This is a genomic window from Candidatus Oleimmundimicrobium sp. (assembly GCF_030651595.1).
Lineage (GTDB): Bacteria > Actinomycetota > Aquicultoria > UBA3085 > Oleimmundimicrobiaceae > JAUSCH01.
This window is the reverse complement of sequence record NZ_JAUSCH010000123.1, coordinates 21,853-48,517: the sequence shown is the minus strand read 5'-3', so window position 1 is coordinate 48,517 and position 26,665 is coordinate 21,853. Positions and strand designations below refer to the sequence as shown.

The following is a 26,665-nucleotide window of genomic DNA, read 5'->3' as shown; positions in this document are numbered from 1 at the left end:
CAAAGCTTCTTCAAGTGAGCCTGGTTCAGGCACTATTTCCTCTTCTTCTTCCTCTTCTTCTTCCTCTTCCTCTTTAACTTCCTTTTTAACTTCCTCTTTAACTTCTTTAGGTTCTTCTATCTTTTCCTCTTTAACTTCCTTTTTTGCTTGTTTTAAGCTCAAACTAATTTTTCTGTTTTTAATATCTATCGCCAAAATTACCGCCTCAACCACATCGCCAACTTTAACAATTTGCTCTGGCGATTCAATATGGGTTTCAGCCATTTCGGAAATATGAATCAAGCCCTCAGGGCCGCCAGGTAACTCAATAAAAGCTCCAAATGGAGCAATTCTTTTTATTTTGCCTTTTATGAGCTCACCTTCTGAAAATTTCTTAATTTTTTCTTGCCAAGGATCTTTTTGCGTCTGTTTTAACCCAAGTGATATTCTTTCTTTTTCCATATCAATATTAAGAATCTCAACCTTAACTTCATCCCCGATACTAACCACCTCGGATGGATGATTCACATGCTCCCAAGAAAGTTCTGAAATATGGATTAATCCATCGATGCCCCCAATATCAACAAAAGCACCAAAATCTACAATGCTGGAAATTTTTCCTGTAACTATTTCGCCTTTCTTAAGTTTCGATAAAACTTCCTTTCGATCTTGATCATGCGAACCTTGTAAAACGGCTCTCCGCGAAAGAACCACATTATTCCTTCTTCGGTCAATTTCAATAATTTTACATTCAAGTTCTTGACCCAAATATACGTTTAAGTCCTTAACTCTTCTTTTTTCAATAAGCGAAGCAGGTAAAAATCCTCTCACTCCGATATCTAAAATTAAACCGCCTTTTACAGCTTCAATTACCTTGCCTGAAAGTTTTTCATCATTCTTTGAAATTTCAACAATTTTATCCCAAGCTCTTCTATATTGCGCTCTCTTTTTAGAAAGTATTAGCCTTCCTTCTTTATCTTCTTTTTGAAGCACCAAGGCTTCAATTTTTTCTCCAATAGAAACAATATCAGCTGGATTAATATCTTTTTTTATTGAAAGTTCATGGAGAGGTATAACTCCCTCAGACTTGTAACCAATATCAACAAGAACCTCGTCGTTGTCAATTTTAATTACTGTTCCAGAAATAAAATCTCCTTCTTCGAAAAATTTAATCGTTCTGTCGTAATCGGGAACAATTCTTCCTTCCTCATCTTTTTTCATGTAGCTTTCTTTAAGTTCTTCTTCAGTTTTTTCCGTATCCTGAACCCCCATTATGCTTGTTTACCTCCTATTTTTATTCAAACTTAATAATTCCACAAATAGTTTGTGATTTCCTTCTTTTTTTATTAAATACTTTTAGCATCCACCCAATTATCGCCTATCTTTATTTCAACCTTCATCTTAACCTTTAAAGGATAAGCATTTTCCATTGTGTTTTTTATTAAATTAAATACTCCCCTCTCTAAAGGCGGAACTTCAAACACAAGTTCATCATGAACCTGTAATATCATTTGTGTCTGCAACCCCTGCTTCTTTATTTCGTTAGACAAACGAATCATGGCAATTTTTATTATATCAGCAGCGCTCCCTTGAATGGGAAAATTAACTGCCAATCTTTCACCAAAACTGCGAATCCGATAATTGTCGCTCTCAAGTTCAGGTAAATTCCTGCGTCTTCCTAAAAGAGTTTCAACATAACCGTTCTTGTAAGCTTGCGTGATAGAATTATCAATATAACTCTTTACTTTTGGATAACGCTCAAAATAAGACTCGATATAAGACGCGGCCTCTTCTTTTGATATTCCCAGCTGTTCCGATAAACCAAATGGACTCATTCCATAAATAATTCCAAAATTTACCGCTTTAGCAACCCTCCGCATCTCAGGCACAATATCCTCAATACTAACACTAAACACTTCGCTAGCGGTCTTGGTATGAACATCCTCCCCTTCTTTAAAAGCTTTAACAAGATTATCATCTTCAGAAAAATGCGCTAAAATCCTCAGCTCTATCTGAGAATAATCGGCAACAATTAACTCATCTCCTGTTCTTGATGGAATAAAGGCCCTTCTTATATCCTTGCCCAATTCACCTTTTACAGGAATATTTTGAAGATTGGGATTACTGCTAGACAATCTTCCTGTAGTAGTTACCGCTTGATTAAAAGAAGTGTGAAGCCGTCGTGTTTTTGGATTAACCATCTTTGGCAAAGTTAAAATATAAGTTGAAAAAAGTTTATTTAGTTCACGATAATGCATAATTTTTTTAACTATGGGATGAGCATCTGCCAGTTTATTTAAAACAGAAACATCGGTGGAATAACCCGTTTTTGTCTTTTTAGCGCCCCCTAACCCCAATTTTTCAAACAATATTTTCCCAAGCTGCTGGGGTGAATTTAAATTAAATTTCTCTCCTGCTAAATTATAAATATCCTGCTCTAACTCTTTAAGGAGACCGTCGTTGTCTAAGCGAATTTTCCTTAGGAAATCAACATCAACTCCCACACCTTCCCATTCCATCTCCGCAAGAACATAAATAAGCGGCATTTCTATGTGTTCAAATAAATCAATCAGATTAATTTTTTCAAGCTCTTTTCGCAAAATATTCTTCAACCGCAAAATAGCCAATGTCTCTCCAGCAGAAATTGTCCCTTCTTCTTTAGAAAAACTGGCTTTTAAGTATTCCTCCGAAAGTTTTTTTAAAGGATAGGCATTCCTCAGAGGATTTATTAAATAAGCAGCAACCATAACATCAAAAACTATGCCCCTCAAATTAATATTTTCATTTTTTAAAGAATTAATTATCAATTTTCCGTCGTAAACCACTTTTTGAAACTCATCGGACTTCAAGTAAGGTTCAATTTTTTTTAGAGATTTCTCTCGAATAAGATAAACTGTTCTATCATCAAAAGATAAGGCGAGTTTTAATACTTTTCTACTCACAGAATCCCGGCTTTCAGTTGTCATAAGCTGAAGCCCAAACATACGGTTTACCTTAATTTTTTTAAAAAGATTTATCCAGTCTTTTTCCTCCTCGGGTTCTGAAAATTTTGGATTGAGAAGTTCAATGTTTTGCTCGTCAATCAAATTACTGAATTTAATGGAAAGGAGCCTTTTTAAAAGGGTGTTGAACTCAAGGGTCGAGAACAATTCCCTCACTTCTTTTTCATTCCAATTGCCCAATTTATAGTCTTCAAAGTTAATTTCTATAGGTGAATTTAAATCAAGTATCGCCAGCTGTTTGCTGAGTATTGCTTGTTCTTTAAATTCAATCAAAGAATTTTTTAATTTTTTTCCTGAGACTTTATCCGCGTTGCTTAGAGTGTTTTCAAGACTTCCGAATTCCTGAAGCAACTTTGTCGCAGTTTTTTCTCCAATACCCGGAATACCGGGAATATTATCAGAAGGGTCGCCTTTTAAGCCAAGAAAATCCACTACCTTCTCAGGCGGAACACCATAGCGTTCAATAACTGCCTGCTTGTCATACAAAACAATGTCACTAATTCCTTTTTTTGTGGTCATAATTTTTGTTTTAGGAGAAACAAGCTGCAAGGCATCCTTGTCACTCGTAACAATAATTACCTCATCTCCTTCATTTTCCGCTTCTTTTGCTAAAGTAGCCAAAATATCGTCAGCTTCGTATCCCTCAATTTCAAAAAATGGAATTTTAAGTACTTTAAGAACCTCTTTTACTAAAGGAAATTGACTTCTAAGTTCATCAGGAGCTTTGGGGCGATGAGCTTTGTAATCAGCATATTGCTTAACACGCGTAGATCTGCCTTTATCAAAAGCAACTAAAATAACATCAGGTTTTTCTTGACCGATAAGTTTAATCAACATGCTGGTAAAACCATATACAGCATTTGTGATTTGTCCTGAAGAAATAGCTAAAGAAGTAGGTAAAGCAAAAAACGCGCGGTAAACGAGGCTGTTTCCGTCAATCAATATGATTTTTCCTTTTTGCAAAAACTTTCAACCCCTCGTTAAAATTTTAAACTTTTACCTCGTTTTAAAGATAAGTGTAAAACAATATCTTCCTAAATTAAATACTTCGCAAAAAACCTCGCAAAATTTAATTATAACCCTTTAAATAAACTCACTTAAAATCAGGCATATCGGGTAATGCCCTTTTGTGTTCACTTCTTTTAATCATCAAATCAACTTTCTCTATCGACTTTTGCCCGGATAGACAAGCGTCTAATTCATTGTAAGTTATCCCTATCTCTTCTTCATCAGTTTGCTCTTCCCAAAGACCAGCCGATGGTGGTTTATCAATGATTTCTTGCGAAACCCCTAAGTAAACAGCAAGTTCTCTTACCTCGGTTTTTAATAAATTACCAAGGGGGACAATATCCGCTCCTCCGTCACCATATTTTGTAAAATAACCAATCATCCACTCACTTTTATTGCTCGTTCCAACCACTAAATAGTCAAACAAGTTCGCAAAATAATAAAGAGTAGTCATACGAAGCCGGGGCTTTATGTTGGCAAGAGCAAGCCGCTTACGATTATGGTCCAAACTTTCTTTTAATTGAGTTTTTTTAAATTCACCCACAAGCTTATTATAAGATTCATCTAATTCAATCAACCGATAGTTTATGTCAAACTTTTTCGCAAAACTAACTGCTTCTTCAGTATCCTCTTTCCTGCTACCACAGGGCATTATCAAAGCCAGAGTATTATCAGAAAAAGCATTTTTACAAAGTAGGGCAATTGTGGCTGAATCAAGCCCGCCACTTAATCCAAAAACGACTCCTTTGGCCTCCGCTAATGCAACTTTATCTTTTATCCACTCATCTATTTTTTTTGAAACTTTCCCGGCCTCCATTGAGCCACCTCTTTGTTGATTTATTTAATTATAATGCCACTTTACCTCTTTCGCCAGTTCTATCCCAACACCATACTTTAAAGAAAACTAAAAGAGAAATTTAATTCAAACAAAAAAGGGCTGTTAGCCAACGGCTAACAGCCCTTTAGGTTGGATAAAAAAACCTATACTCTCTTATTCTTCAATGATTCTTATTGCTTCTTCCCGATACGCGTCCATCACATAAGGAATACCGGAAACCTTGGCTGCGTCTTCTGTTAAAGTCATAAGATCACTTCTTGAAATACTTGGTATGTTAAAGTTGCGGCTTCCGGCCATCAATTGCTGCAAGCCAACTTTTAACTTATCTGTGAAGGTGTAGAGCGCTATCGCTCCAAGAGGCATCTCGTCAACTTCTTTACCATATTTCTTCTTTAATGTTTCATAACAAACAAAGATTTCTTCTTTAGTTGTACCAAATTTAGATATGGTTTTCGGAAGGGCTTCTTCTTTGAGCCATGCGTCTATATTCTTCCCAACAAAACCGGGAATCATCAACGCCCGACCCATACAAACGGCCTTAACATGAGGTGATCCCATAGCAAGCGCTTTAAAGATATGATCTTCGGTGCTAAACCCGCCGGCTATAGCGATATCCGGTACATACTCTCCATTTTCAGCAAGTTTGGTGCAAAGTTCATGAGCCATAGACTGCAGATAGAATGTTGGAATACCCCACTCTTCCATCATTCCCCAAGGACTCATTCCTGTTCCACCTCCAGCACCATCAATAGTTAAAAGATCAATTTTTGCTTGAGAAGCCCACTTAATGGCCATAGCAAGTTCACGCATAGTATAAGCACCTGTCTTTAAGGTAACCCGCTTTGCTCCAAGAGAACGCAACCTCTCAACTTCTTTCATAAATCCTTTTTTATCAATAAAACCAAGACGAGAATGCCTTTCAAATTGACGCAACGCTCCATTTTTAAACGCAGCTTGATTTTCAGAAAGCAAAGGATCTGGAGTAATTAAGTATCCTCTTTTTTGCAGCTCAAGGGCTCGTTCAAGACTGTTCACTTTAATTTCACCACCGATACACTTTGCGCCTTGTCCCCACTTAAGCTCAACAGTTTCAACCCCAAGTTTATTGATTACGTATTCAGCCACTCCAAGTCGAGTATCCTCCACATTCATTTGAACAAGAACATCTCCATAACCCTCATGATAACGACGATATTGTTCAACGCGTCGTATCATATCAGGCGATTTGGTAACCTTGCCGTTTTTATCCCTTTCCAGTTGAGGATCAATTCCACATACATTTTCACCGCAAACAAGAGTAATGCCACTTATGGCAGCCCCCACGGCAAAATGTCCCCAGTTTTTTCGAGCAATCTCAGTAGAACCTAGGGCACCGGTAAACACAGGTATGCGCATCTTTACTTTATTCTTGTAACCAAACTCAGTTTCCGTATTAACTAAAGTGAAAAGTGTATTGTCGGGATTTCCTTCTTTCCCTTTAGGGAGGCCTTTAGCTCCCAAAGCATAACCCTGTATGTTTAAATGGGAATAATCTATCGGGTACTCTTTATCACCACCAGCAGTAATTTCACCAAAAGGCCCCGGATAAATAACCTCTCTTCCGCGAAAAGATGATTTAAAAACCTCACAATTACCTTTACATCCATCAATACAACGGGTACATAAACCCGAATTAGGCGCAACGTTTTTAGAACGGTTTGATGTTTCAGTTACATCATTAGAATTCGGTCTTCGTAAATTCATTTAAAATCCTCCTTTAATTAAAGTTAAATAAATCATTTTACATAATTTTTATAAATATACTGTCTAAAACCTCACCCCCTACTTCCTGCTACATAGTAAATTAGTTAAAACAAGTCCCAAAAACTTCTAAGTTCACTGAAGTCAACCATTGTGCTCATTGCTCTGCTCCCGGTTTCTATCCCAACTTCCTCAAGTGCAGCGATAGGGTTTAACCCTCCAGCGACAACTATTCCCACTTTATTATTTCCAACCGGCATTTCTAGAACCGGCTGGCTTGGCCTGCCTACCGCCAGAACACCATAAATCCCAATCTTTTTTAACTCCTCCACAACTTTATTAACACCCGTAAGCGCAATAGCTGAAACTTCTCGAAAACCAGCTAATATTTTTCCGCTGCCCGTCAAAGCCGTTTCTCTCACACTAGTCATTCGACTCTTTATAAAAATCTCCAGTGGGTCCAGGGAAGAACCTTCATAGGTAATAAGCTCGGTAAATCGATAAGGACAAAAATCTTTCATTTGAACAATAGCTCCAAATTTCGAATCAACGGGGATGCCTGCTTTGATTAAAACTCCGTTTAAGGTAATGCTACAGATTGTTCCAAAACCAACTTTACCGGAAGGAATCTCAATCTCACCTAATTTTTCGTTTTTATATGCTACAATTACAAAATCACTTGTACAAAGTTTAGTTTTAAAAATATCTTTCATTACTCTAAGAGCTTTTTTGTAATCACTTTTATCTAATATAGAAACGTTCATTACAACTTTCCCTTTCTTATTTTTAAAATCAAGAGATGTAAGATAGGAAAGAGTGTCAATTTTAGTACTCACCAAACCAATTTTGTCTGAGACCAAAGCATTGTTTAGTTCTTCTATTCCTTTTTCTGTAATCAGTCGCCCCTCTTTACCAATCCCTTTAGTGAGACCCTTCTCATCCATCAATTTAAGATGATATCTAACCGCCCGTTCAGAAAGGTCGATACCAAAATCTTTAAGGTGCCTGGAGATAATACTTGCACCAAGAGGATTCGTTTCTTTACTTAAAATCTTCAAGATATTAATAATTTTTCTTTCAACATCTTTGTCCATTTCATCCCCTACGGTAATCGGTTACCGATAACCTATCAAAACTCATTAAAATTGTCAACAAAATTTCTGAATATTTTTAACTTGCTCATAAAATTAAGGTAGTTTAGAATTAATATAATTAATGTGCCAAAAATGGAGGGAATATGCCAAATAGATTAAAAGAAGATGTGACAAAAAAAATTAAAGATAAAAAAATAAAATTTATATATCTTTGGTTCACAGATGTTTTGGGCTTTTTGAAAAGTTTTTCCATCACCGTTGAGGAACTGGACAAAGCAATGGTTGAAGGAATGGGCTTTGATGGTTCTTCGATTCAAGGATTTGCCAGAATTCAAGAAAGCGACATGATAGCTATGCCTGACCCGTCTACACTTCAAATTCTTCCTTGGCGTTCAAACGGCCAGCTTGTTGCGACCATGTTTTGCGACATTAAAAACCCGGACGGCTCATATTATGAGTGCGATCCTCGATATGTTTTAAAAAGAAATCTTAAAAGAGCCGCGGATAAGGGCTATACTTTTCAGGTTGGACCCGAGCTTGAATATTACTATTTTAAAAACTCAACAGAAACAGAGGTTTTAGATAGAGGAACTTATTTCGACATGACCCCCCTTGATATTGCAATTGACTTAAGAAGAGATACTGTTCTTACCCTTGAAAAGTTTGGAGTTCAAGTAGAGTATAGTCACCATGAGGTAGGCCCCAGCCAGCATGAAATTGACCTAAGATATGATGAAGCTTTAAAGATGGCCGACAATGTCATGATTTATAGACTAGTTGTAAAAGAAGTAGCTCAGCTGCACAATGTTTACGCAACCTTCATGCCTAAACCAATGCATACAGAGGCCGGAAACGGAATGCACGTTCACCAGTCCCTTTTCAAAAATGATATAAATGCTTTTTTTGACCCCAAAGACGAATACCATCTTTCAGAGATTGCAAAAGCTTATATTGCAGGATTACTTAAACATTCAAAAGAGATATGCGCGGTAACCAATCAGTGGGTAAACTCATATAAACGATTAGTGTCCGGTTTTGAGGCACCGGTTCATATATGCTGGGCACATCAAAACCGCTCGGCGCTTGTCAGGGTCCCCATGTATAAACCAGGGAAAGAAAAGGCAACAAGAATTGAATTACGCTCCCCGGACCCTGCCTGCAACCCCTACCTCGCCTTCTCAGTAATGCTTGCTGCCGGCCTTGAAGGAATTGAAAAAGGATATGAGTTGTCCGAGCAAGTAACAAATAACATTTATGAAATGACCGATAAAGAAAGAAAGAAAATTGGAATTGAATCATTGCCTGAAGACCTTTATGCAGCAATAAAAATAATGGAAAACAGTGATTTAGTGAAAAAAACACTTGGAAATCAAGTGTTTGAGTGGTTCATAAAAAACAAAAAAATTGAATGGAACGAATACAAAACCAAGGTAACTCCTTACGAGAAAGAAAAATATCTGCCAATTTTGTAATGTAAAACATTAACAAGAAGATAAAATCGTATAAGAGACAGGTTCTCAGCGCTAACTAAAAGAGCGGCTTAATCTTTTGCGCAATATACTCTATCCCTTCCTTCTTTTTTTGCTTCGTAAAGAGCACCGTCTACATTTGCCAACAATTTATCAAAATCTTCTGACTCAGAATACTGGGCAACTCCAAAACTTGCAGTGATTTTCAACAGCAAACCATCTTTGTCCAGCACACGCAACTTTTTGATTTCTTTTCTCATACGTTTTGCAAGATTTAATGCTTTATCTATAGCTGTTTCTGTACATACCACGATAAATTCTTCTCCACCATAACGTCCAACAAAGTCAGTTGCTCGAGCAACATCCTTCATGCTTTTAGCTATTTTTTTTAAAGTCCAATCCCCAACTTGGTGACCACATCTGTCATTGACTTCTTTAAAATGGTCGATATCAAGCATTATTAGTGAAAGAGGCCGATTATATCTTTTCGCCCTCTTAATCTCAATTTTAAGTTCATTATCCAAGTGTTGTCGATTATAAACTCCTGTTAGCCCATCTATTTGAGCCTGGTGCTTTAGTTTTTTTGTCAGCGCTTCTTCCTTTTTCTCGATTTTCTTACGCTCGGTAATATTCAAGAAACTCTCAACGACACCAACAATTTTTCCTTCTTCGTCTTTAAGTGGTGTAGCGATGAGATTAACCGATATGGTTTTCCCCCCTTTGTGACTCTCTTCCCCTCAGCATCTACCCGCTTTGCGCCGGCCAAAATTTGACGAAAAGTGCATTTATCAGTGCCACAATAAGGACCTTGAAATATTTCGCTGCACTTTTTCCCTACCGCTTCTGCCTCTTTAACACCACAGAGAGCATCCATTTCCTTGTTTTGGTCGATGATTTTATAATCCGTATTAATGGCTCTTATTCCTCCGCCGGCGCATTGGAAAGTAGCTTCCAATTTAGTTTTAGCATTAAATAATTCTTTCTCTGTCCGCCTACGCTCAATAATTTCTTGAGTTAAGGGACGATAAACCAGATAGTAAAATGCAGGAATTACCAAAACAATCAACATAGCCGCATCCAATAAAGGAACTACGCACTTAGACAAAGTCGGTACTTTCCACAATATCACCATAATTAGAAGTTCAACTATAAATATAACGAGGGCTAACTGCCAAATAAGGCCGAAAGGAGAAATAATCTCTTTTTGATTATTTTTTTCTTTCATTTTATTGGCCATTTTTTCGCTTTCTCAAAAGTTTGAAAATTTAAAAGCTCATATATTTTTATCGACATTTATTTAATTATTCTTTAAAAACATCTCAGCCAAATTCTTGTGGAAAACAATTGGTTTTCTTTATTAAACAAATTATAATTATGTCTTATAAATTTATTGTCCTGTAAACAAACACACATTAATTTTTTTGAAATCGCTGATTGAAAAAAAAGCTAATAGATTTCTCCAATGGTTGACCACTTAACAAGGGTAAACTATAATGTTTAAGTGTCAAAAATATGCCGAAGTGGCGGAACTGGCAGACGCGCACGACTCAAAATCGTGTGGGCTTTGCTCGTGTGGGTTCGACTCCCACCTTCGGCACCAATATCTTAAAACATTAAGATCTCCGGCGGGCAGGCCCACCTTCGGCACCAAAAACTAAACACACCAGCTGCATATTTTCCGTTTTTAGCTAATTTAAGATATTCTTTAAATTGCAACAAACATATTTTCTTCTTTATCCAAAAAATATGTGGGCCATATCATATAATTCCCGCGGAACCAATTTGGTCTTTTTTACAGCTTCATCCAGCGAAACTACCTTAATGTCATCCCCTTTAAGCGCCGCCATCATTCCCCATTGAGATGTTTTAACCATCTCCGCAGCTTTTACTCCAAAACGAGTAGCAAGAACGCGATCTCTGGAAGTTGGTGTCCCTCCTCTTTGAATATGACCAAGAACGGTCACCCTAGTTTCATGACCGGTAATCTTCTCAATTGCCTTACCGAGAGCATTTCCAACACCACCAAGTCGAACATGACCAAATTCATCAATTTCCTCGGAGGCAACAACTACTTTCTCCTCCCCTGTTTTCCGGATGAGCTTGGCTCCCTCGCTTGCCACAACGATGGAAAAATTTTTGCCCCTATCAGCTTGCTGATTGATAAAATCACAAACCTCTTCCACAGTTATCGGAACCTCGGGGGTAAGAATTACATCTGCGCCACCGGCAATTCCGGACATTATTGCAATCCATCCGGCAGTTCGACCCATCACTTCCACCACCATCACCCGACTATGAGATTCAGCAGTGGTACGAAGACGATCTATCGCATCAGTGGCAGTTTGAACAGCCGTGTCAAAACCAAAGGTGTAATCGGTCCCCGATAAATCGTTATCGATAGTTTTAGGAACTCCGACCGTGTGAATTCCGTATTCTTTGTAAAGACGACTTGCGACACCCAAGGTATCATCGCCTCCCACGGCAATTAGAGCATCGAAACCTAATTTGCGAATGTTTTCGAGAACGCGTTCAGGCCCACCTTCGCTCTTAAATGGATTGGTCCTGCTGGTTCCCAAAATTGTCCCCCCGCGTTGAAGAATATCGCTAACCGCCTCTAAATCAAGAGGGAAAATATCAGCTTCAAGCAAACCGCGCCATCCATTTCGGATGCCTGTCACCTGATAACCGTACTCACAAATACAAGTTCTAGTTATAGCACGCGTAACGGCATTTAAACCCGGACAATCTCCCCCACCATTAAGAATTGCTACATTCATTTTATTACCCTTCATAAAAATCACCACCCATATCTATTTTTCAGTGTATACTCCAATTTTTCTTAGTTTTTTATACCTATCATCTAAAAGTTTTTTGATAGGAATCTTTTTAAGTTCCGTCAAATTTTCAGTTAGAACTTTTACTAAATTAGAGGCAACTAATTTAAAATCTCTATGAGCCCCGCCCAAAGGTTCTTCAACTACACCATCAATAATTTTAAATTCTAAAAGATCCTGCGCAGTCAGTTTAAGCGCTTCAGCAGCCTCCGGTGCCCTTGTCTCATCATGCCAAAGAATGCTTGCACAACCCTCGGGTGTTATAACTGAATAATATGAATTTTCAAACATGAAAATTCTATCTCCTACCCCAATGGCTAAAGCACCACCACTTCCTCCTTCACCAATGTTTACTGCAATTATCGGCACTTTAAGATTACTCATCCTCATTAAATTATTAGCAATAGCCACAGCTTGCCCATGTTCTTCGGCCTCAATGCCAGGATAAGCACCCGGCGTATCAATAAAACAGAAAAGAGGTAGATGAAATTTTTCGGCCAGGTTCATGAGTCTTAACGCTTTTCGAAAACCTTTGGGGTGAGGCATACCAAAATTTCTAGCCACATTTTCCTTGGTATTCTTGCCTTTTTGATGGCCTAAAACCATAACCCTTTCATTACCAAAAAAAGCTGGGCCACCCACCAAGGCAAGGTCTTCACCGTAAAGTCTGTCACCATGTAACTCAATAAAATCAGAAAATATCGAGTTTACGTAATCTAAAGTACGGGGCCTGTTGGGATGCCTGGCTATTTGGATTTTTTCTGAAACAGAAAGGTCCGTGTAAATGCTCTTACGAATCCTATCTATCTGCTCCTCTAAAAATCGAATTTCTCGAACAATCTCCGGTTTGTTTTTTGTGGGCAACCTTTTGAGCTCTTCGAGCTTTACTTCAAGTTCAATTAAAGGTTTCTCGAAATCCATCATAAATCTTATCATTTTAATCCACCCATAAAAGAATCAAGCAGTTTTGAAATGGTGGCTTTAAGGTTGTTCCTATCAACCACTAAATCAACTTGACCATAATCGAGCATAAACTCGGCCTTCTGAAAATCTTTTGGGAGTCTTTGTCTTATTGTTTTTTCAATAACACGCGGTCCCGCAAATCCTATCAAAGCCTGAGGTTCAGCAATTATAACATCACCCAAAGAAGCAAAACTGGCCATTACTCCTCCCATAGTTGGGTTCGTAAGAACTGAAATATAAGGGAGACCGGTTTCTTTAAAATGAGCAATTGCGGCACTCGTCTTAGCCATTTGCATCAAGGAAAACATTCCTTCCTGCATACGTGCTCCTCCAGAAGAAGAGACAATAATAAGAGGGCTGTTACCTTCAATTGCTCTTTCCGCAGCCCTTGTAATTTTCTCGCCTACAACAGAACCCATGCTCCCGCCGATAAATCTAAAGTCCATAACCGCAATAATTACCGGCCGGCCATCTATCTTCCCTTTTACTGTAACCACAGCATCATTAAGATTTGTCTTTTCTTTAGATTGATTTAAACTTTCAAGATATGTTTTTTCAGCTTTAAATTTCAGCGGGTCATCAGAAGAAATGGACGCGTCAAATTCATTAAACTCTCCACCGTCTAGAAGAATACCTAATCTATCGTATGCCGACAATTTATAATGAAAGTTACACTTCGGACAAACCCAGAGATTCTTTACAAGCTCTTTTTGGTAAATAATTTCTCCGCATTCAGCGCACTTTGACCAGATACCATCGGGTACCGGTCTCTTTTCTGTTTTGGGAGTTACCTCAAGATATTTTCCCTTTTTTTGAAACCATTCCGATATAGGCATAATTTCACCACAAATAGAAGATAATTAAATTAACTCGTTTCCATTGCCAACTTGATATTTTTAACAAATTTAATAATTTTATCATATTTTATGTCAGAATCATTAATTAAATCTATTAAAGCACTCCCTATTATTATCCCATCCGCTAACCGTGAAACCTCTTTAGCTAAATTGGCCGACGAGATGCCAAACCCCACCGCCAGGGGTTTATCGGTTAAAGATCGAACTTTCGACAAAAAACCGGAAAGTTCTAAAGGCATACTGTTTCTCGCTCCTGTTACTCCGGTAAGAGAAACGCAATATATAAACCCGCTCGATGCGGAAACTATTTCTTTAATTCTGTCATCACTACTTGTCGGAGATATTAAAAAAATCGTATCCAAAGCATTTTTCTTAGCCAGCGCGCGCCACGAACGCGCCTCTTCAGGAGGCAAGTCCGGTACAATTAATCCATCTACACCGGCATAAGCTGCCTCTTCAGCAAATTTCTTTTCACCATAGCGATAAATTGTATTGTAGTAAGTCATAATTACCAGCGGAACATCTATTTTCTTTTTCAAATTTTTAATCATTCCAAAGATATTTTTTGTGTTTGCCCCGCGAGAGATGGCAATTTGAGACGCCTTTTGAATCGTGGGCCCATCAGCCAATGGGTCAGAGTAAGGAATACCTATCTCTATAATATCAGCACCATTTTCAGCTAAAACTTCAATGAGTCTTTCACAGGCATCTAAACTTGGATAACCTCCTGTTACATAAGGAATAAATGCTTTTTTGTTATTTTTCTTCAATTGTTTAAATTTTTGTTTAATTCGACTCATAATTTTTTCTCCATAGCTTTAACGACAGTTTCAAGATCTTTATCCCCTCGGCCTGATAAATTTATTATAATCAACTTTCCTCTTGCTTTAGGAGCAAGTTTTTCAAGATAAGCAACAGCGTGCGCACTCTCTAAAGCAGGAATAATTCCCTCCATCTTGCTCAAAAATTGAAAAGCTTTTAGGGCCTCTTTGTCATTTATAAAATCGTACGCTACTATACCGTGTTCTTTAAAATAACTGTGCTCAGGACCCACCCCGGGATAATCCAAGCCGGCAGAAATAGAATAGGCCTCCTTTATTTGCCCAAACTCATCTTGAAGCACATAACTCTTAGAACCGTGAAGCACCCCCACGTCTCCTCTAGCAAGTGGAGCTCCATGCTTTCCCGTTTCAAGTCCTAAACCAGCTGCTTCAATTCCTATCAGTTTAGTTTCCGTGTTTAAAAAGGGAGAAAATATACCAATTGCATTGCTCCCCCCGCCAACACAAGCCACAACATAATCGGGGTCTCTTCCTTCTTTTTTTTGAATTTGTTTTTTTACTTCTTTGCCAATTACTTTCTGAAAATCTCGCACCATCATCGGATACGGATGCGGCCCGGCAACCGAACCAATGATGTAGAAAGTGTTTCTTACATTTGTGACCCAATCACGTATTGCTTCATTCATGGCATCCTTGAGCGTCTTGCTGCCTGAGGTAACCGGAATGACTTCCGCTCCCAAAAGTTTCATACGTAAAACATTTGGCGCCTGACGTTTAGTATCTTCTTCGCCCATGTAAACATGACAATCCATGCCAAACAAAGCAGCCACGGTAGCCGTTGCCACTCCGTGTTGACCAGCTCCTGTTTCAGCAATAATTCGCGTCTTGCCCATACGTTTAGCCAAAAGTGCCTGACCAATAGTATTATTTATCTTGTGAGCTCCCGTATGACAAAGGTCTTCACGTTTTAAATAAATTTTTGCGCCGTAATATTTTGACAACCTTTCAGCAAAATATAAAGGAGTGGGTCGACCGGCATAATCTCTCAAGTAATAGTCTAGTTCCTGCTTAAAATCTTTATCTTTTCGATACTTTTTATAGGCAGATTCAAGTTGTTCCAAAACCGTCATTAACGTCTCCGGCACATACTTTCCGCCAAATTTTCCAAAATGTCCTTTAGAATTAGGTAACATCATGTCGCTACGCTCCCTTGTAAAATGCAAATTGTAAAGTGCAAAAATACTTCTTTTTAAGTCTAAATTTAAATCAATTTATAATTCAAAATCCGTTGATGCTGCTTGGCAAGCCTTTATGAAAGCCTGGATTTTGTTTGGGTCTTTCTTCCCCGGTCTCTCCTCAACGCCACTGCTCACATCAACAGCATAAGGTTGAACAAAATTTATAGCATCAATAACGTTCCCCGGATTGAGGCCACCCGAAAGAATTACCGGTTTGCCAAAGCCCTTTGCCTTCTTTCCAATTTCCCAGTTAAAAACCTCTCCCGTTCCACCAGGTTTTCCATCAATAAAAGTATCCAAAAGATACCCATTAACATCATAATCGGATAATCTGTCAAGATCGTTTATATCCTTTACACGAAAAGCCTTTATAATTTTTTGAGAAAAACTATTGCAATAATTTGAAGATTCACTTCCGTGAAACTGCAAAATATCGAGTCGGCAACGGGAGGCAATTGCTTTTACCGTTTCTGTCTTTTCATTAACAAAGACTCCTACCCTGCTGATGAAAGGCGGGAGAGCCGAATTTATCTCTTCCCCTGTCTCCACATCAATTCTTCTCGGACTTTCAGCAAAGACAAATCCAAGAGCATCTGCTCCCAGTTTGCTTACAAGCAAAGCATCTTCAATATTTGTTATCCCGCAAATTTTTATTCTTACCATATTTCAGCTACCAGCTCTCAGCTTCTAGCGATTCTAATTAAAAAGTAAAATATAAAAATGCCGTGCCTGCCGCCGTGCCTACCGGCAGGCAGGGCAGACAGATGGGTAATTTTTATTTCCACCATACTCCATACTTTCAACCCTTAACTTTTAACTAACTTTTACCTAATAGTTCCTTTATTTTTTTTCCAACATTTTTACTTTTCATCAGCGCTTCGCCAACCAGAACAGCATCTACGCCAGAATTTTCTAATTTTACCATATCTTTATAGTCATGTATTCCACTCTCGCTCACTATGACTCTATTGGGAGGAATAAGATGACATAAGCTAATTGAACGAGTTATATCTACTTTAAAAGTATCTAAATCCCGGTTATTTATTCCGATAATCTCAGCACCGCTCTTTAGAGCTTTCTCAATCTCTTCTTTTGTGCGAGTCTCAACTAATGCATCCAAACCCAATTTTTTAGTTAAATTTAAAAGTTTTGTCAAAGTTTTGTCATCAAGAATGGAAACTATTAAAAGAACTGCATCTGCCCCGGCTACGCGAGATTCATATATTTGATACTCATCAAATATAAAATCTTTACGCAAAATAGGAATGGTAGTAGCTTCCTTAACAACTTTTAAATAACTTAAATTTCCATCAAAATATTTTTTTTCGGTAAGAACCGATATCGCTGATGCCCCATTTAGTTCATACGTTTTTGCCAATTTAACAGGATCAAAATTTTCCTGTATAACCCCGAGTGAAGGAGATGACTTCTTTATTTCCGCAATAAGACTCAGGCCCTGCTTTTTTAATGCCCTTTTAAAATCTCTTGAGTGCGGCAAGCCGGAAATTTTTTCAATTAGAAACTCCTGTGGCAAGTTTTTCTTCTGTTTTTTAAGTTCTTCTTTTTTGTCTTCAACTATCTTTTCTAAAATTGTTTTCATATAAATCCATTCCAAATTCTACGCTTTTTAATGTTTCTCCCGACTTAACTTTTGGCTATATTCCACCAACTCATTAAGTTTCTTAAGGGCAGCTCCCGAGTCGATAGACTTTTGAGCAAGTTCTACAGCCTTTTTCAAATTGCTCGCCTTACCACCAACAAAAATAGCACCCGCGGAATTAAATAAGACAATGTCCCGTTTTGAACCCTTTTCTCCATTAAGAATCGCCTTGGCTATGCAAACGTTCTCAGAAACGTCCCCGCCCAATATATCGCTTGGCTTGGCTCTTTTTAAACCAAACTCCTCGGGTTCTACTTTATAGCTTTTGACTTCTCCGTTTTTTAACTCGGAAATTTTGCTTGGCCCTGTGGTTGAAAGTTCATCAAGCCCATCAGCACCATGAACAACAAGAGCATGTTTGGTTCCCAAATTACTTAAAACTTGAACAAAAATATCCGTTAACTTTTCATTATATACGCCAATTATCTGAGCCGGAGCTTTTGCCGGATTAGTTAAGGGGCCAAGAGCGTTGAAAGCCGTTCTAATCCCCATTGCTTTGCGACTGGGCATCACATGCTTCATTGCAGGATGAAACATTGGTGCAAACATGAAACCTATTCCGACTTCGTCAATACACTTAGCCACCTGCTCCGGGGTAAGCGTGACACAAACCCCTAAAGCTTCTAAAAGATCAGCGCTGCCACAGCGACTTGAAATAGAACGGTTCCCGTGTTTAGCAATACAAACGTCAGCTCCAGCGGCTACAAAAGCAGAAATTGTCGAAATATTGAAGGTCCCGGAAAAATCGCCACCCGTACCGCACGTATCCACAACAAATTTATGTTTGGGACTTACCTGAGCTACCTTCGCAATCATACCCTCAGCAAGACCTGTAAACTCATTTATAGTTTCGCCTTTCATCCTGAGCGCCGTCAAAAATGAACCAATTTGAGCATCGTGGGACTGACCACTCATTATTTCGTCCATTACCGCTCTCGATTCTTCTCTGGTTAAATCCCTTTTTTCTATTAACTTTTTAATTGCTTCGACTATCATTTTTTACCTCCTTTAAGTTGGAAGTTGATGGTTAGGAATTAGAAGTTGATAATTTAATTAATTACTTCTTACTACCTATTTCCTACCCGCTTCCCATTATTAAATTGACAATTTTAAAAAATTGGCCAGTATCTTCTTCCCTTCTGTCGTCAATATGGATTCAGGATGAAACTGAATTCCTTCCAAGGAATATTCTTTATGTCTTACTCCCATAATTACTCCATCATCTGTCCTGGCAGAAATATCAAAACAGTTCGGTAAAGATTTCGCCTCGGCAATCAACGAATGGTAACGAGTAGCAATGAACGGGTTTTCAACATCTTTAAAGATTGTTTTTCCGTCATGATAGATTGCTGAGGTCTTTCCATGCACCGGATAAAGCCCTCTTATAATCTTTCCGCCTAAAGCTTGAACAATTGACTGATGACCCAAACATACTCCTAAAATTGGTATCTTCCCCATAAAATTTTTAACTAAATCCATAGAAATGCCAGCTTCGTTTGGCGTGCAGGGCCCTGGAGAAATAACAATATGGTCGGGATTTATGTTCTCTATTTCGGCAAGCGTAATTTTATCATTACGAAAAACCTTTAAATCCGCCCCAAGCTCGCCAAAATACTGAACAAGATTGTATGTAAACGAGTCATAGTTATCTATCATTAAAATCATTCTTAAACCTCCGTTAGTTGCCAGCTATCTGGCAACTAATTGTAAAATGCAAGTTGTAAATATTAAATTGTAAATTTGTTTTTTTGGTTTTAAAAATTTTCCTATACCCGTTACCCTTTGTCCTATACCCTTTTAACTTCCAACCTTCCACTTTCAACAATCAGCCAAAAGCTTGTTGGCTTGTTTATCATTGCGAACGAAGTATGGGCCCAATCCCTTGAGATTACTTCGTCGCTTACGCTCCTCGTAATGACGCTCCAGAGCATCCTTTTTGACTCTTGACTAGCGAAGCGAGACCTGCCTGTTTTTTTGCTCCCTATTCCCAAACTACTCACTACCGACTTCCCGCTCCCGACTATTCATTAAACGAGTCCCTCTTCCGCCATTTCTATAGCTTTTATCATCCCTTTTGCTTTGTCAATTGTCTCTTGGTATTCATTTTCAGGAACCGAATCATATACAATACCGGCTCCTGCCTGAACATAGGCTTTGTTTTTATGCACCATAATTGTACGAATGGTTATACATGAATCCAAATCTCCAGAATAACTAAAATAACCTACAGCACCAGCGTAAGGACCCCTTCGCGTTGGTTCCAACTCATCGATAATTTCCATTGCCCTTATCTTTGGTGCACCAGAAACCGTCCCGGCAGGAAAAATTGCTTGCAGTGCATCGAATGAGTTTTTTTCACTTTCAAGTTGACCTGTGACAGTAGAAACAATATGCATAACATGAGAATATTTCTCTACACACATCAAATCATCAACCTTAACTGTTCCCGGCACACTTACTCGACCAACATCATTTCTTCCCAAATCAACGAGCATAATGTGCTCTGCTCGCTCTTTCGGGTCCTCTAATAAGCTCTTTGTAAATTCATCATCCTCTTTATCATCCTGACCACGTGGACGAGTACCGGCTATTGGACATGTAAAAACTTTATTCCCACACACTTTAACAAGAGATTCAGGGGAGGAACCGATAATTTTTACATCTCCTTGCTTTAGATAGTACATATAAGGAGAAGGATTTATTCTCCTGAGAGCACGATAGATATCAAATGGGTCTGATGAAATCTCAGTAGAAAATCTCTGCGAAAGCACTACCTGAAGAACATCCCCCGCTTTAATATATTCTTTTGCTTTTTTAACAGAGATAATAAAATCTTCTTTACTGGTATTTGAAGTTATCTGACAACTCTTTTTCCCTGTAAATTTGGAGCGATTCGGTAAAGAACTTTGAAGTTTCTCGATAAGGGCATCAATTTTGCAAATTACTTTATTATATGAAAACATCGCGTCCTTACTTAAATGAGCATTTGCCACCACTTTAATTGTGTGTTTTAAGTGATCAAAAATTAAAATTGTGTCAGTAAAAAAGAATGACATTTCCGGAAAATAAAGGTCATTATGAGCAGTTTGCGGGAGAATATCCTCAAAATATTTGACCATGTCATAGCCAAGATAACCAACTGCTCCGCCAAAAAAAGGCGGTAAATTTCGAGTTACAGCCGGACGAAATTTTGAAATAACATCTCTGATAGCATCCAAAGGATTCTTAAGCTTGACAACTTCTTCTTTTTCCCCATTCTTTATAAAAACTGAACCATTCTCACATTGAATTGTAAGATACGGGTCACACCCAAGAAATGAGTAACGGCCAAACCGTTCCCCTTTTTCAGCGCTCTCAAGCAGAAAAGAACACTCGCTCGCCCCAAGTTTCTGAAACGCTGAAACAGGGGTCTCAATATCTGCATTTATCTCCCGGTAAACTGGGATTAAATTGTGATTTACAGCTATTTTTTTAAACTCATCAAAATTCGGATAATACATTTTTCCTCCAAAAATAAAAAATCTTCCACCTCTTAAGAGGCGAAAGATTAACTTCCACGGTACCACTCTTCTTTCCCGCCAGTTGGTGGGAATCTCTGACAGGGTACGACTTTTTTAAATAAAAAATATACCCCCGTTCCTTTTAACGGTGGAATCTCCGGCTTAGCTACTCTCCATATAAATAGAATTTTGCCTCGCACCTCAGAAATCCATTCACCAAAACTTTTAGCACCGGTTCCCAGCTACCCCGGTTCTCTGAAGCCAGTCAGCTTTGGTTACTAGTTTTCCTCACAGGCTCTTCTTTTTAAACTGTTAAAAATTTTAGCAAAAATAGAATTTCAAGTCAATAAAAACAAGTTTCTCTGCAGTTAAATTTCTTTATTTACTTCTTCGTCCTTTTTAATCTTTTCTTTTAACGCTTCATCAATCTTTTCGTAACCTATCGTTGTTTTCTTTCCAACGCTCTCCAAAATACTCGCTTTCTTAGATTCAAAAACTTCTTTGCCCGATTCCATAAAATCCTCAGCTTTTTCTTTAAGGTCTTTTCGCATTTCTTTGCCAGTTTTAGGGGCTGCTAAAACTCCAATTAAAATTCCGGTTAAAGCTCCCGTCACTGCACCCCAGCCAAAACCAATACCAACCCCAGAGAGAAAAATTTTCGTAGAATGAACCATTTTTTCCAATCGTTCCTCTATCATTAAAAAAACCTCCCCTCAAAACACCTTCTTGCCTTTCTAATTATAACCAACCTTAATAATTTAGCAATTTTCTCTATCGTCGGAATAACGGTAAAAAATAACAGCACCACAAAATGTCGTTTTGTTCAGATAAAAACCGCCACCAAATTTGGTGGCGGTTTTTACTGCTTTACATTAACCAATGTAGGTATTAACCTACATAACACTATGTTATATTATTTACTGCTTTGTTTCTTTATCTTTCATTAGCTGTTCCTTAATTTGCTCTTCGGTACGTTCCTGTATTTGCTCGCACTCTTCTTCGCAATCCTCGATACACTCTTTTGTCTGCGTTTTTGTCTGTTGTTCTGTTTTAATCATGGTTTCTTCGCCTTCGTTTTGCTCTTGAATTTGAATTTTCTTTTGTAGAACTTTTTGTAGAGCCTCTCCTGCTCTATTGTGTCCAGTTTGAGAAACTTCTATCGCTTGCTCGATTGAATCTCTGGCCCTCTCAGGAACTTTTTCGAGAAGTTCATTTAAAACTCTTTCATGCTTTGAAGTTGCCTCAGCAACTTTCATATAAACTTCCTCATTACCTAATTTCTCAATGATACTTTGAGTTTTATTGAGGTGTTTTTCATACCGACTAAGACACTTCTCAGCAAGATCTATTTTACCCTTCTCAATCATTTTCTGAGCTTCAGCTATTCTTTTTTCAGCAAACTTATTTAAAAGCTCAACCTTATTTTCAGCTCTAAAAGTAAACATAAGCTGAAATTCTTCAACCCACACCTTCAAGAAATAAAAAGAACTATCCGGGGTAAGACCCGGCTCCACCGATTCATCTTGAGCCATAACAGCTGGAGCAAAAACCATAACAAACAATGAAACTACCAAAAACACCGTTAATATCTTTCTCATAACCTAACCCTCCTCTCTTTTTTATTTTCGCTATTTAAAACGCAATTATAAGGAAAAAGTTACGATTATTTATTTATATTTCTCCATTCGACAATTAAACCGAGCCTTAAAAAAAAATAGGTGAGTTAAGAAATTTAACTCATTTTTTATGCTAATTTCACTAACTAATTTCTAAACCGCCAAGTCGCGACGCTGGAAAGCAATGAGAGCAATTATTAGAAATACGGCTATTGTTCCGATGAAAACCGCCATATTGCCAAGTTTCAGGCCATTGGCCAAAGGGTTGGGAGCCAGATGCCAATAAAATGGCGATAGTTTCTGGTACTTTTCCAATGGTTCAGCAACCTGCGCCAAAACATAAAGCAAATATGTTCCAACAGCCAGAGCGGTTGCAATGCCCATGCTTATCCCGCGCCTGCCGGTTAAACAACTTACGGCCAAAGCAATAACTCCAAAACTGAAACTTAAAAGAACACTGCTAAACGTTGCCGCTGCCAACTGTCCGAGACCAATATTCATATCATAGACATATGCGCCGGCTACAAGTCCCAGCCATGACATAAAACTTAAAATGGTCATCCCCGCAACCATAGCCAAAAACTTTTCCAGTAAAACCCGCCAACGAGAAATGGGATTTGCAAGCAATAAGTCGAGTGTTCCGGCCTCCTCTTCCCCCGCAATCACACCGCCACCAAACCCAATGGCATATATTATGAACATCATCGGAAGCATCATGGAGAAAAACTCCACATTTAAATACCCTTCGGGTGACGCAATATTGCTACCGGTCCCTCCAAATGCCGCTATAAGCGCCTCAGGCATATTTGCCATGTAGGTTTCCAATTCCGCGGCACTTTCTTGGACGGTCGGATAAAATGCGCAAATAAAAAGGGCAAATAAAATCATGCCGAAGCTCCACCAAAATAAAGCTTTGCGCCTATCACGTAGATTTTTTAAAAAGATATTACGAAGCAGCATTTTCGTCACCCCCATAGTAGGTTAGAAAGATATCCTCGAGATTGGGTTCGTGACTTATCACGTTTACTACCTCAAACTTCGCGGCCGTCTTGACGACAGCATCTAAAGGGCCCGCAACCGTAAATCGCAATATACTATCTTCTACCATTACATCTTTAACAACAGAAAGGTTTTCAAATTCCTCTTTCGGAACAGGGCCTGCAAAATGAATCTCAATTTGACGGAATGCGTGTTTCTTTAAATCTGAAACATCTTCAACCTTGATTAGCTTGCCGCGCCTGATAAATCCAACTCGGTCACATATCCTCTCAACCTCAGGTAAAATATGCGATGAGATAAATAAGGTTTGGCCTTGCTCTTTGGCCTCGTGCATCATGCGATAAAACTCCTGCTGCATCAAAGGGTCAAGACCCACGGTTGGCTCATCTAAAATCAAAAGCTCCGGCTTGTGCATAAGCGCTTGAATGAGGCCAACTTTGTGCTTATTTCCCGATGACAAAGAGCGAATCGGCTTTGACATATCGAAATCAAGCCGTTCGGCAAGCTCTTGAACATATTTCCAATCGACACCACTCCGCAGGTAAGCAAAATGACGCAAAAACTCCCCACCTTTAAGGTTTTTATATAGCTCAAGTTCTCCGGGAAGATAGCCAACACGCCTTTTAATCTTAACGTTATCCTTATGCGTATCCAGACCGAAAATCGTGGCTTTGCCACGCGTCGGGTGAATAAAATCGAGTAGCATTCTTATAGTTGTTGTTTTGCCTGCGCCATTTGGCCCAAGATAGCCAAAAACCTCGCCCTTTTTGACTTCAAAATTGAGGTCGATTATGCCAAGAGTTTTACCATAGCACTTGGTTAAGCCCTCTGTGCGAATTACTACATCCAAACTCATTGCCTCCTTTCGCGTTTTTGTTCCCAGCGCTCCAATAAAACAAGGATTTCCATTCAAAAATTATAGACTTGTAAGTTTCAATTCGCCTTCCTAACCAAAAGCACTTCTCTTATAAAAATACTTATTGCTCCAAACACGAGCATGGAAAAGACGATAAGCATTGGCCCAAACCAGTAAACAATTCCCGCGCCAACTACACACCCAACTAAAGGCCATTTGTAAATATGAAAAAACTTCTCTTTTTTCTCTTTGGCCAAAAAATCAAAAAGTTTGATTCCCACCGTAAAACCCAACGCGGTAACAACGGGCGCTAACAACCAGCCAATAATTTCTAAAAAGGAACTATCTGCCTTGAGAAACAAAAGAAAAGCAACCAGCCAGTCAGCATAAAATATACCCCCAAAGAAAAGTGACATAAATACTTTAAGAAATATTTTAAATGGAGTTTTAGGGTTCAAAAAGGACCTCACACGATAGTTGGCCAAAACTTATATTATGATTCGTGCTGATTAACCGAAAGTCCTGCAATCTGTTAGTGAGGAGTGGGAAGTAAATTCAAATTAAAAGCTAAAAACGAAAAATGTAGAACTAGAATTAAAAATTAAAAATTTTTAAAACAAAATACCATTAGCAATCAGCTATCAGCTCCCAGCCATAAGCCCATCAGTCGGGAGTCTCTTAGTTAAGCTGCCCGCCAATGCCTAGCGGCATCATAGGCGCAGGCAAACGGGGAGTCAGGAGCAAAACCAGACTCTATCCTCCGGCCGTCAGCTACCAGGAAAATCAAAAACAAAAGCTTTTTATTGGTTTTTTTAAACCCCTCGTGGGTTGGGTAGACAGCAACCCTCCAGAGGCGGGCAGACCCTCCTGCGACGGGTAAACATATGAGCACGGTGTTTTGTTTAGTTACCATATCATTTAAAAACAGCTACCAGCTACCAGTCGTCAGCCTCCAGGAAAACTATTAGAAGCAGCCATTAGCCTCTAGCCTTTAGTAAAATCAAAAGAACTTTTTATTGATTTTGATTTTTAAAATCCGGGTGGGTTGTTTGTAGGCAACATATGAAAGCGCCGACAAGCAATTGACGAGGCGGGGTTTCGACCGAAGCTGTTTGAATCCGCCAACAGCGGATGAGTTCTGCAGGTCGCCACTGAGGAGTAAAGCGAGGAGGAAAAACGCTTGAATCAAGAGCCGAAAACAACCTACAAAAAAGAAATAATTGAATAAATAAAAAAAAGGAATTCAGCCGTTATAGTTAAAAACGAGATTGCTTCGACTTCGTCTCGCAATGACGAAAATTGATTTTCTACTTCCTTCTCTTCTCCAACTCTCCTGCAACTTCTTCCAAAGAAATTCCCTTATCAACCAGTAAAACCAAAAGATGATAGAGTAAATCGGCAATTTCCCAAACCACTTCAGAATTCTCTTTATTCTTTGCGGCGTCGATTACTTCATCTGATTCTTCCTCGATTTTGGCAAGTATTTTATCTTGTCCTTCTTCAAAGAGTTTTGCGGTATATGAACCCTCAGGCATTTTCTTTTTACGATCGAGGATAACTTGATAAAGCTCCTGAAAAACAATCGGTAATTTTCCCCTGGTAGCTGGTGGCTGGTGGCTGGTGGTTATGTTTCGATAGAAACAGGAGCGTTCGCCAGTATGACAAGCCACTCCAACCTGTTCAATCAAGATTAAAAGAGTATCGGCATCGCAATCGTATTTTACTTCCTTTACATATTGAACATTCCCTGAAGTTTCACCCTTGCACCAATACTGCTGACGGCTCCTGCTCCAAAACCAGGTTCGCCCCGTCTCAAGCGTCTTTTTTATTGATTCTTTGTTCATATAGGCAAGCATTAAAACCTCGCCTGTGCGATAATCCTGAACTATCGCCGGAATTAAACCTTTCTCGTCAAATTTAAATTCTTCAATTTTCATAGTCTTATTCTTTCTTCCCTTTTTTTTCTTTAGTTTCATAATGTGCTTCTACTTTATGTTGCCTCATCATCTTAAAAATCAATCCCGCTCCAATTACAAATGCAACGACGAGAACAAAGGTAGCCACAGAAACAATTATATCTCTTTCACTCATGTCTTATCTCTCTCTTTCTCTTGTCTTTCTTTAGAGGATTTCTCCATTGACCTCATAAACAAGTAACGTGCTCCAAACATCACAACAATACCAATTATAAATATTAAGACGAGACCAGCTATTGTTTGCGACATTCTTA

The 26,665-nt window shown here is 38.6% G+C and carries 26 protein-coding genes and 1 tRNA gene; 2 read left to right on the top strand and 25 right to left on the bottom strand.

Going from position 1 to position 26,665, the window contains the following annotated elements:
- The 5 genes from rpsA to Q7U95_RS07160 all read right to left on the bottom strand — a co-directional run.
- A partial coding sequence (gene rpsA / locus Q7U95_RS07180; RefSeq protein WP_308753169.1) for a 30S ribosomal protein S1 occupies positions 1 to 1,251 on the bottom strand: 1,251 nt, incomplete at its 3' end.
- Positions 1,252 to 1,325: 74 nt separating this feature from the next.
- Positions 1,326 to 3,944: a DNA polymerase I gene (gene polA, locus Q7U95_RS07175; protein WP_308753167.1), complete on the bottom strand. Its 2,619-nt coding sequence runs from the start codon at positions 3,942 to 3,944 to the stop codon at positions 1,326 to 1,328.
- A gap of 130 nt (positions 3,945 to 4,074) precedes the next feature.
- Positions 4,075 to 4,806, bottom strand: a complete 732-nt coding sequence (nadE, locus tag Q7U95_RS07170; protein ID WP_308753165.1) for an NAD(+) synthase — start codon at positions 4,804 to 4,806, stop codon at positions 4,075 to 4,077.
- Between the two features lie 174 nt (positions 4,807 to 4,980).
- On the bottom strand, positions 4,981 to 6,570 hold the full coding sequence (locus Q7U95_RS07165; RefSeq protein WP_308753163.1) for an FMN-binding glutamate synthase family protein: 1,590 nt from the start codon (positions 6,568 to 6,570) through the stop codon (positions 4,981 to 4,983).
- A 104-nt stretch (positions 6,571 to 6,674) separates the two neighbouring features.
- The gene (locus Q7U95_RS07160) at positions 6,675 to 7,661 is read right to left on the bottom strand and encodes an NrpR regulatory domain-containing protein (RefSeq protein ID WP_308753161.1); all 987 of its coding nucleotides are present in this window, start codon (positions 7,659 to 7,661) and stop codon (positions 6,675 to 6,677) included.
- 143 nt (positions 7,662 to 7,804) lie between these two features.
- Here Q7U95_RS07160 and Q7U95_RS07155 point away from each other — a divergent pair, with 143 nt between their 5' ends.
- Positions 7,805 to 9,133, top strand: a complete 1,329-nt coding sequence (locus tag Q7U95_RS07155; RefSeq protein ID WP_308753159.1) for a glutamine synthetase family protein — start codon at positions 7,805 to 7,807, stop codon at positions 9,131 to 9,133.
- Positions 9,134 to 9,201: 68 nt separating this feature from the next.
- On the opposite strand, the gene Q7U95_RS07150 is transcribed toward Q7U95_RS07155, so the two are convergent.
- Positions 9,202 to 9,765, bottom strand: a complete 564-nt coding sequence (locus Q7U95_RS07150) for a GGDEF domain-containing protein (protein ID WP_308753157.1) — start codon at positions 9,763 to 9,765, stop codon at positions 9,202 to 9,204.
- Positions 9,762 to 10,355 (bottom strand): PAS domain S-box protein, encoded by a 594-nt coding sequence (locus tag Q7U95_RS07145; protein ID WP_308753155.1) that lies wholly within the window; start codon positions 10,353 to 10,355, stop codon positions 9,762 to 9,764. Before Q7U95_RS07145 ends, Q7U95_RS07150 begins: the two co-directional genes overlap by 4 nt.
- A 289-nt stretch (positions 10,356 to 10,644) precedes the next feature.
- Between Q7U95_RS07145 and Q7U95_RS07140 the strand changes: the two genes are divergently transcribed.
- Positions 10,645 to 10,730: transfer RNA gene (locus Q7U95_RS07140), tRNA-Leu, on the top strand.
- A 133-nt stretch (positions 10,731 to 10,863) separates the two neighbouring features.
- Here Q7U95_RS07140 and Q7U95_RS07135 read toward each other — a convergent pair.
- The 18 genes from Q7U95_RS07135 to Q7U95_RS07050 form a co-directional block, all read right to left on the bottom strand.
- Positions 10,864 to 11,922 carry an ATP-dependent 6-phosphofructokinase gene (locus tag Q7U95_RS07135; protein WP_308753153.1) on the bottom strand — a complete coding sequence of 353 codons (1,059 nt, stop codon included), beginning with the start codon at positions 11,920 to 11,922 and terminating at the stop codon, positions 10,864 to 10,866.
- 18 nt (positions 11,923 to 11,940) lie between these two features.
- Positions 11,941 to 12,900, bottom strand: a complete 960-nt coding sequence (locus tag Q7U95_RS07130) for an acetyl-CoA carboxylase carboxyltransferase subunit alpha (RefSeq protein WP_308753151.1) — start codon at positions 12,898 to 12,900, stop codon at positions 11,941 to 11,943.
- On the bottom strand, positions 12,897 to 13,763 hold the full coding sequence (accD, locus tag Q7U95_RS07125; RefSeq protein ID WP_308753149.1) for an acetyl-CoA carboxylase, carboxyltransferase subunit beta: 867 nt from the start codon (positions 13,761 to 13,763) through the stop codon (positions 12,897 to 12,899). The genes Q7U95_RS07130 and accD overlap by 4 nt, the downstream gene beginning before the upstream one ends.
- Positions 13,764 to 13,792: 29 nt before the next feature.
- Positions 13,793 to 14,584 carry a tryptophan synthase subunit alpha gene (gene trpA / locus Q7U95_RS07120; RefSeq protein ID WP_308753147.1) on the bottom strand — a complete coding sequence of 264 codons (792 nt, stop codon included), beginning with the start codon at positions 14,582 to 14,584 and terminating at the stop codon, positions 13,793 to 13,795.
- Positions 14,581 to 15,762, bottom strand: coding sequence for a tryptophan synthase subunit beta (gene trpB / locus Q7U95_RS07115; protein WP_308753145.1), 1,182 nt, complete (start codon positions 15,760 to 15,762; stop codon positions 14,581 to 14,583). Before trpB ends, trpA begins: the two co-directional genes overlap by 4 nt.
- Before the next feature lie 75 nt (positions 15,763 to 15,837).
- A complete protein-coding gene (locus Q7U95_RS07110) occupies positions 15,838 to 16,467 on the bottom strand; it encodes a phosphoribosylanthranilate isomerase (RefSeq protein WP_308753143.1) in 630 nt (209 codons plus the stop codon).
- A 154-nt stretch (positions 16,468 to 16,621) separates the two neighbouring features.
- The gene (gene trpC / locus Q7U95_RS07105; RefSeq protein WP_308753141.1) at positions 16,622 to 17,404 is read right to left on the bottom strand and encodes an indole-3-glycerol phosphate synthase TrpC; all 783 of its coding nucleotides are present in this window, start codon (positions 17,402 to 17,404) and stop codon (positions 16,622 to 16,624) included.
- Between the two features lie 27 nt (positions 17,405 to 17,431).
- Entirely contained in the window at positions 17,432 to 18,460 is a 1,029-nt protein-coding gene (gene trpD, locus Q7U95_RS07100; RefSeq protein ID WP_308753139.1) for an anthranilate phosphoribosyltransferase, read from the bottom strand.
- Positions 18,461 to 18,559: 99 nt separating this feature from the next.
- A complete protein-coding gene (locus Q7U95_RS07095; protein WP_308753137.1) occupies positions 18,560 to 19,129 on the bottom strand; it encodes an aminodeoxychorismate/anthranilate synthase component II in 570 nt (189 codons plus the stop codon).
- A gap of 362 nt (positions 19,130 to 19,491) precedes the next feature.
- The gene (gene trpE, locus Q7U95_RS07090; RefSeq protein ID WP_308753135.1) at positions 19,492 to 20,964 is read right to left on the bottom strand and encodes an anthranilate synthase component I; all 1,473 of its coding nucleotides are present in this window, start codon (positions 20,962 to 20,964) and stop codon (positions 19,492 to 19,494) included.
- 368 nt (positions 20,965 to 21,332) lie between these two features.
- Positions 21,333 to 21,662, bottom strand: a complete 330-nt coding sequence (locus Q7U95_RS07085; protein WP_308753133.1) for a YtxH domain-containing protein — start codon at positions 21,660 to 21,662, stop codon at positions 21,333 to 21,335.
- Between the two features lie 219 nt (positions 21,663 to 21,881).
- Positions 21,882 to 22,562 carry a DUF5667 domain-containing protein gene (locus tag Q7U95_RS07080; RefSeq protein ID WP_308753131.1) on the bottom strand — a complete coding sequence of 227 codons (681 nt, stop codon included), beginning with the start codon at positions 22,560 to 22,562 and terminating at the stop codon, positions 21,882 to 21,884.
- 171 nt (positions 22,563 to 22,733) lie between these two features.
- Positions 22,734 to 23,540, bottom strand: a complete 807-nt coding sequence (locus Q7U95_RS07075) for an ABC transporter permease subunit (RefSeq protein WP_308753129.1) — start codon at positions 23,538 to 23,540, stop codon at positions 22,734 to 22,736.
- Complete coding sequence (locus Q7U95_RS07070; protein ID WP_308753127.1) at positions 23,527 to 24,435, bottom strand: ABC transporter ATP-binding protein; 909 nt, start codon at positions 24,433 to 24,435, stop codon at positions 23,527 to 23,529. The genes Q7U95_RS07075 and Q7U95_RS07070 overlap by 14 nt, the downstream gene beginning before the upstream one ends.
- Positions 24,436 to 24,512: 77 nt before the next feature.
- Positions 24,513 to 24,893, bottom strand: coding sequence for a hypothetical protein (locus Q7U95_RS07065; RefSeq protein ID WP_308753125.1), 381 nt, complete (start codon positions 24,891 to 24,893; stop codon positions 24,513 to 24,515).
- Positions 24,894 to 25,742: 849 nt separating this feature from the next.
- Positions 25,743 to 26,411, bottom strand: coding sequence for a bifunctional phosphoribosyl-AMP cyclohydrolase/phosphoribosyl-ATP diphosphatase HisIE (hisIE, locus tag Q7U95_RS07060; RefSeq protein WP_308753123.1), 669 nt, complete (start codon positions 26,409 to 26,411; stop codon positions 25,743 to 25,745).
- The gene (locus tag Q7U95_RS07055; RefSeq protein ID WP_308753121.1) at positions 26,377 to 26,526 is read right to left on the bottom strand and encodes a hypothetical protein; all 150 of its coding nucleotides are present in this window, start codon (positions 26,524 to 26,526) and stop codon (positions 26,377 to 26,379) included. Before Q7U95_RS07055 ends, hisIE begins: the two co-directional genes overlap by 35 nt.
- Entirely contained in the window at positions 26,523 to 26,660 is a 138-nt protein-coding gene (locus Q7U95_RS07050) for a hypothetical protein (protein WP_308753119.1), read from the bottom strand. Before Q7U95_RS07050 ends, Q7U95_RS07055 begins: the two co-directional genes overlap by 4 nt.
- Between the last annotated feature and the right edge of the window lie 5 nt (positions 26,661 to 26,665).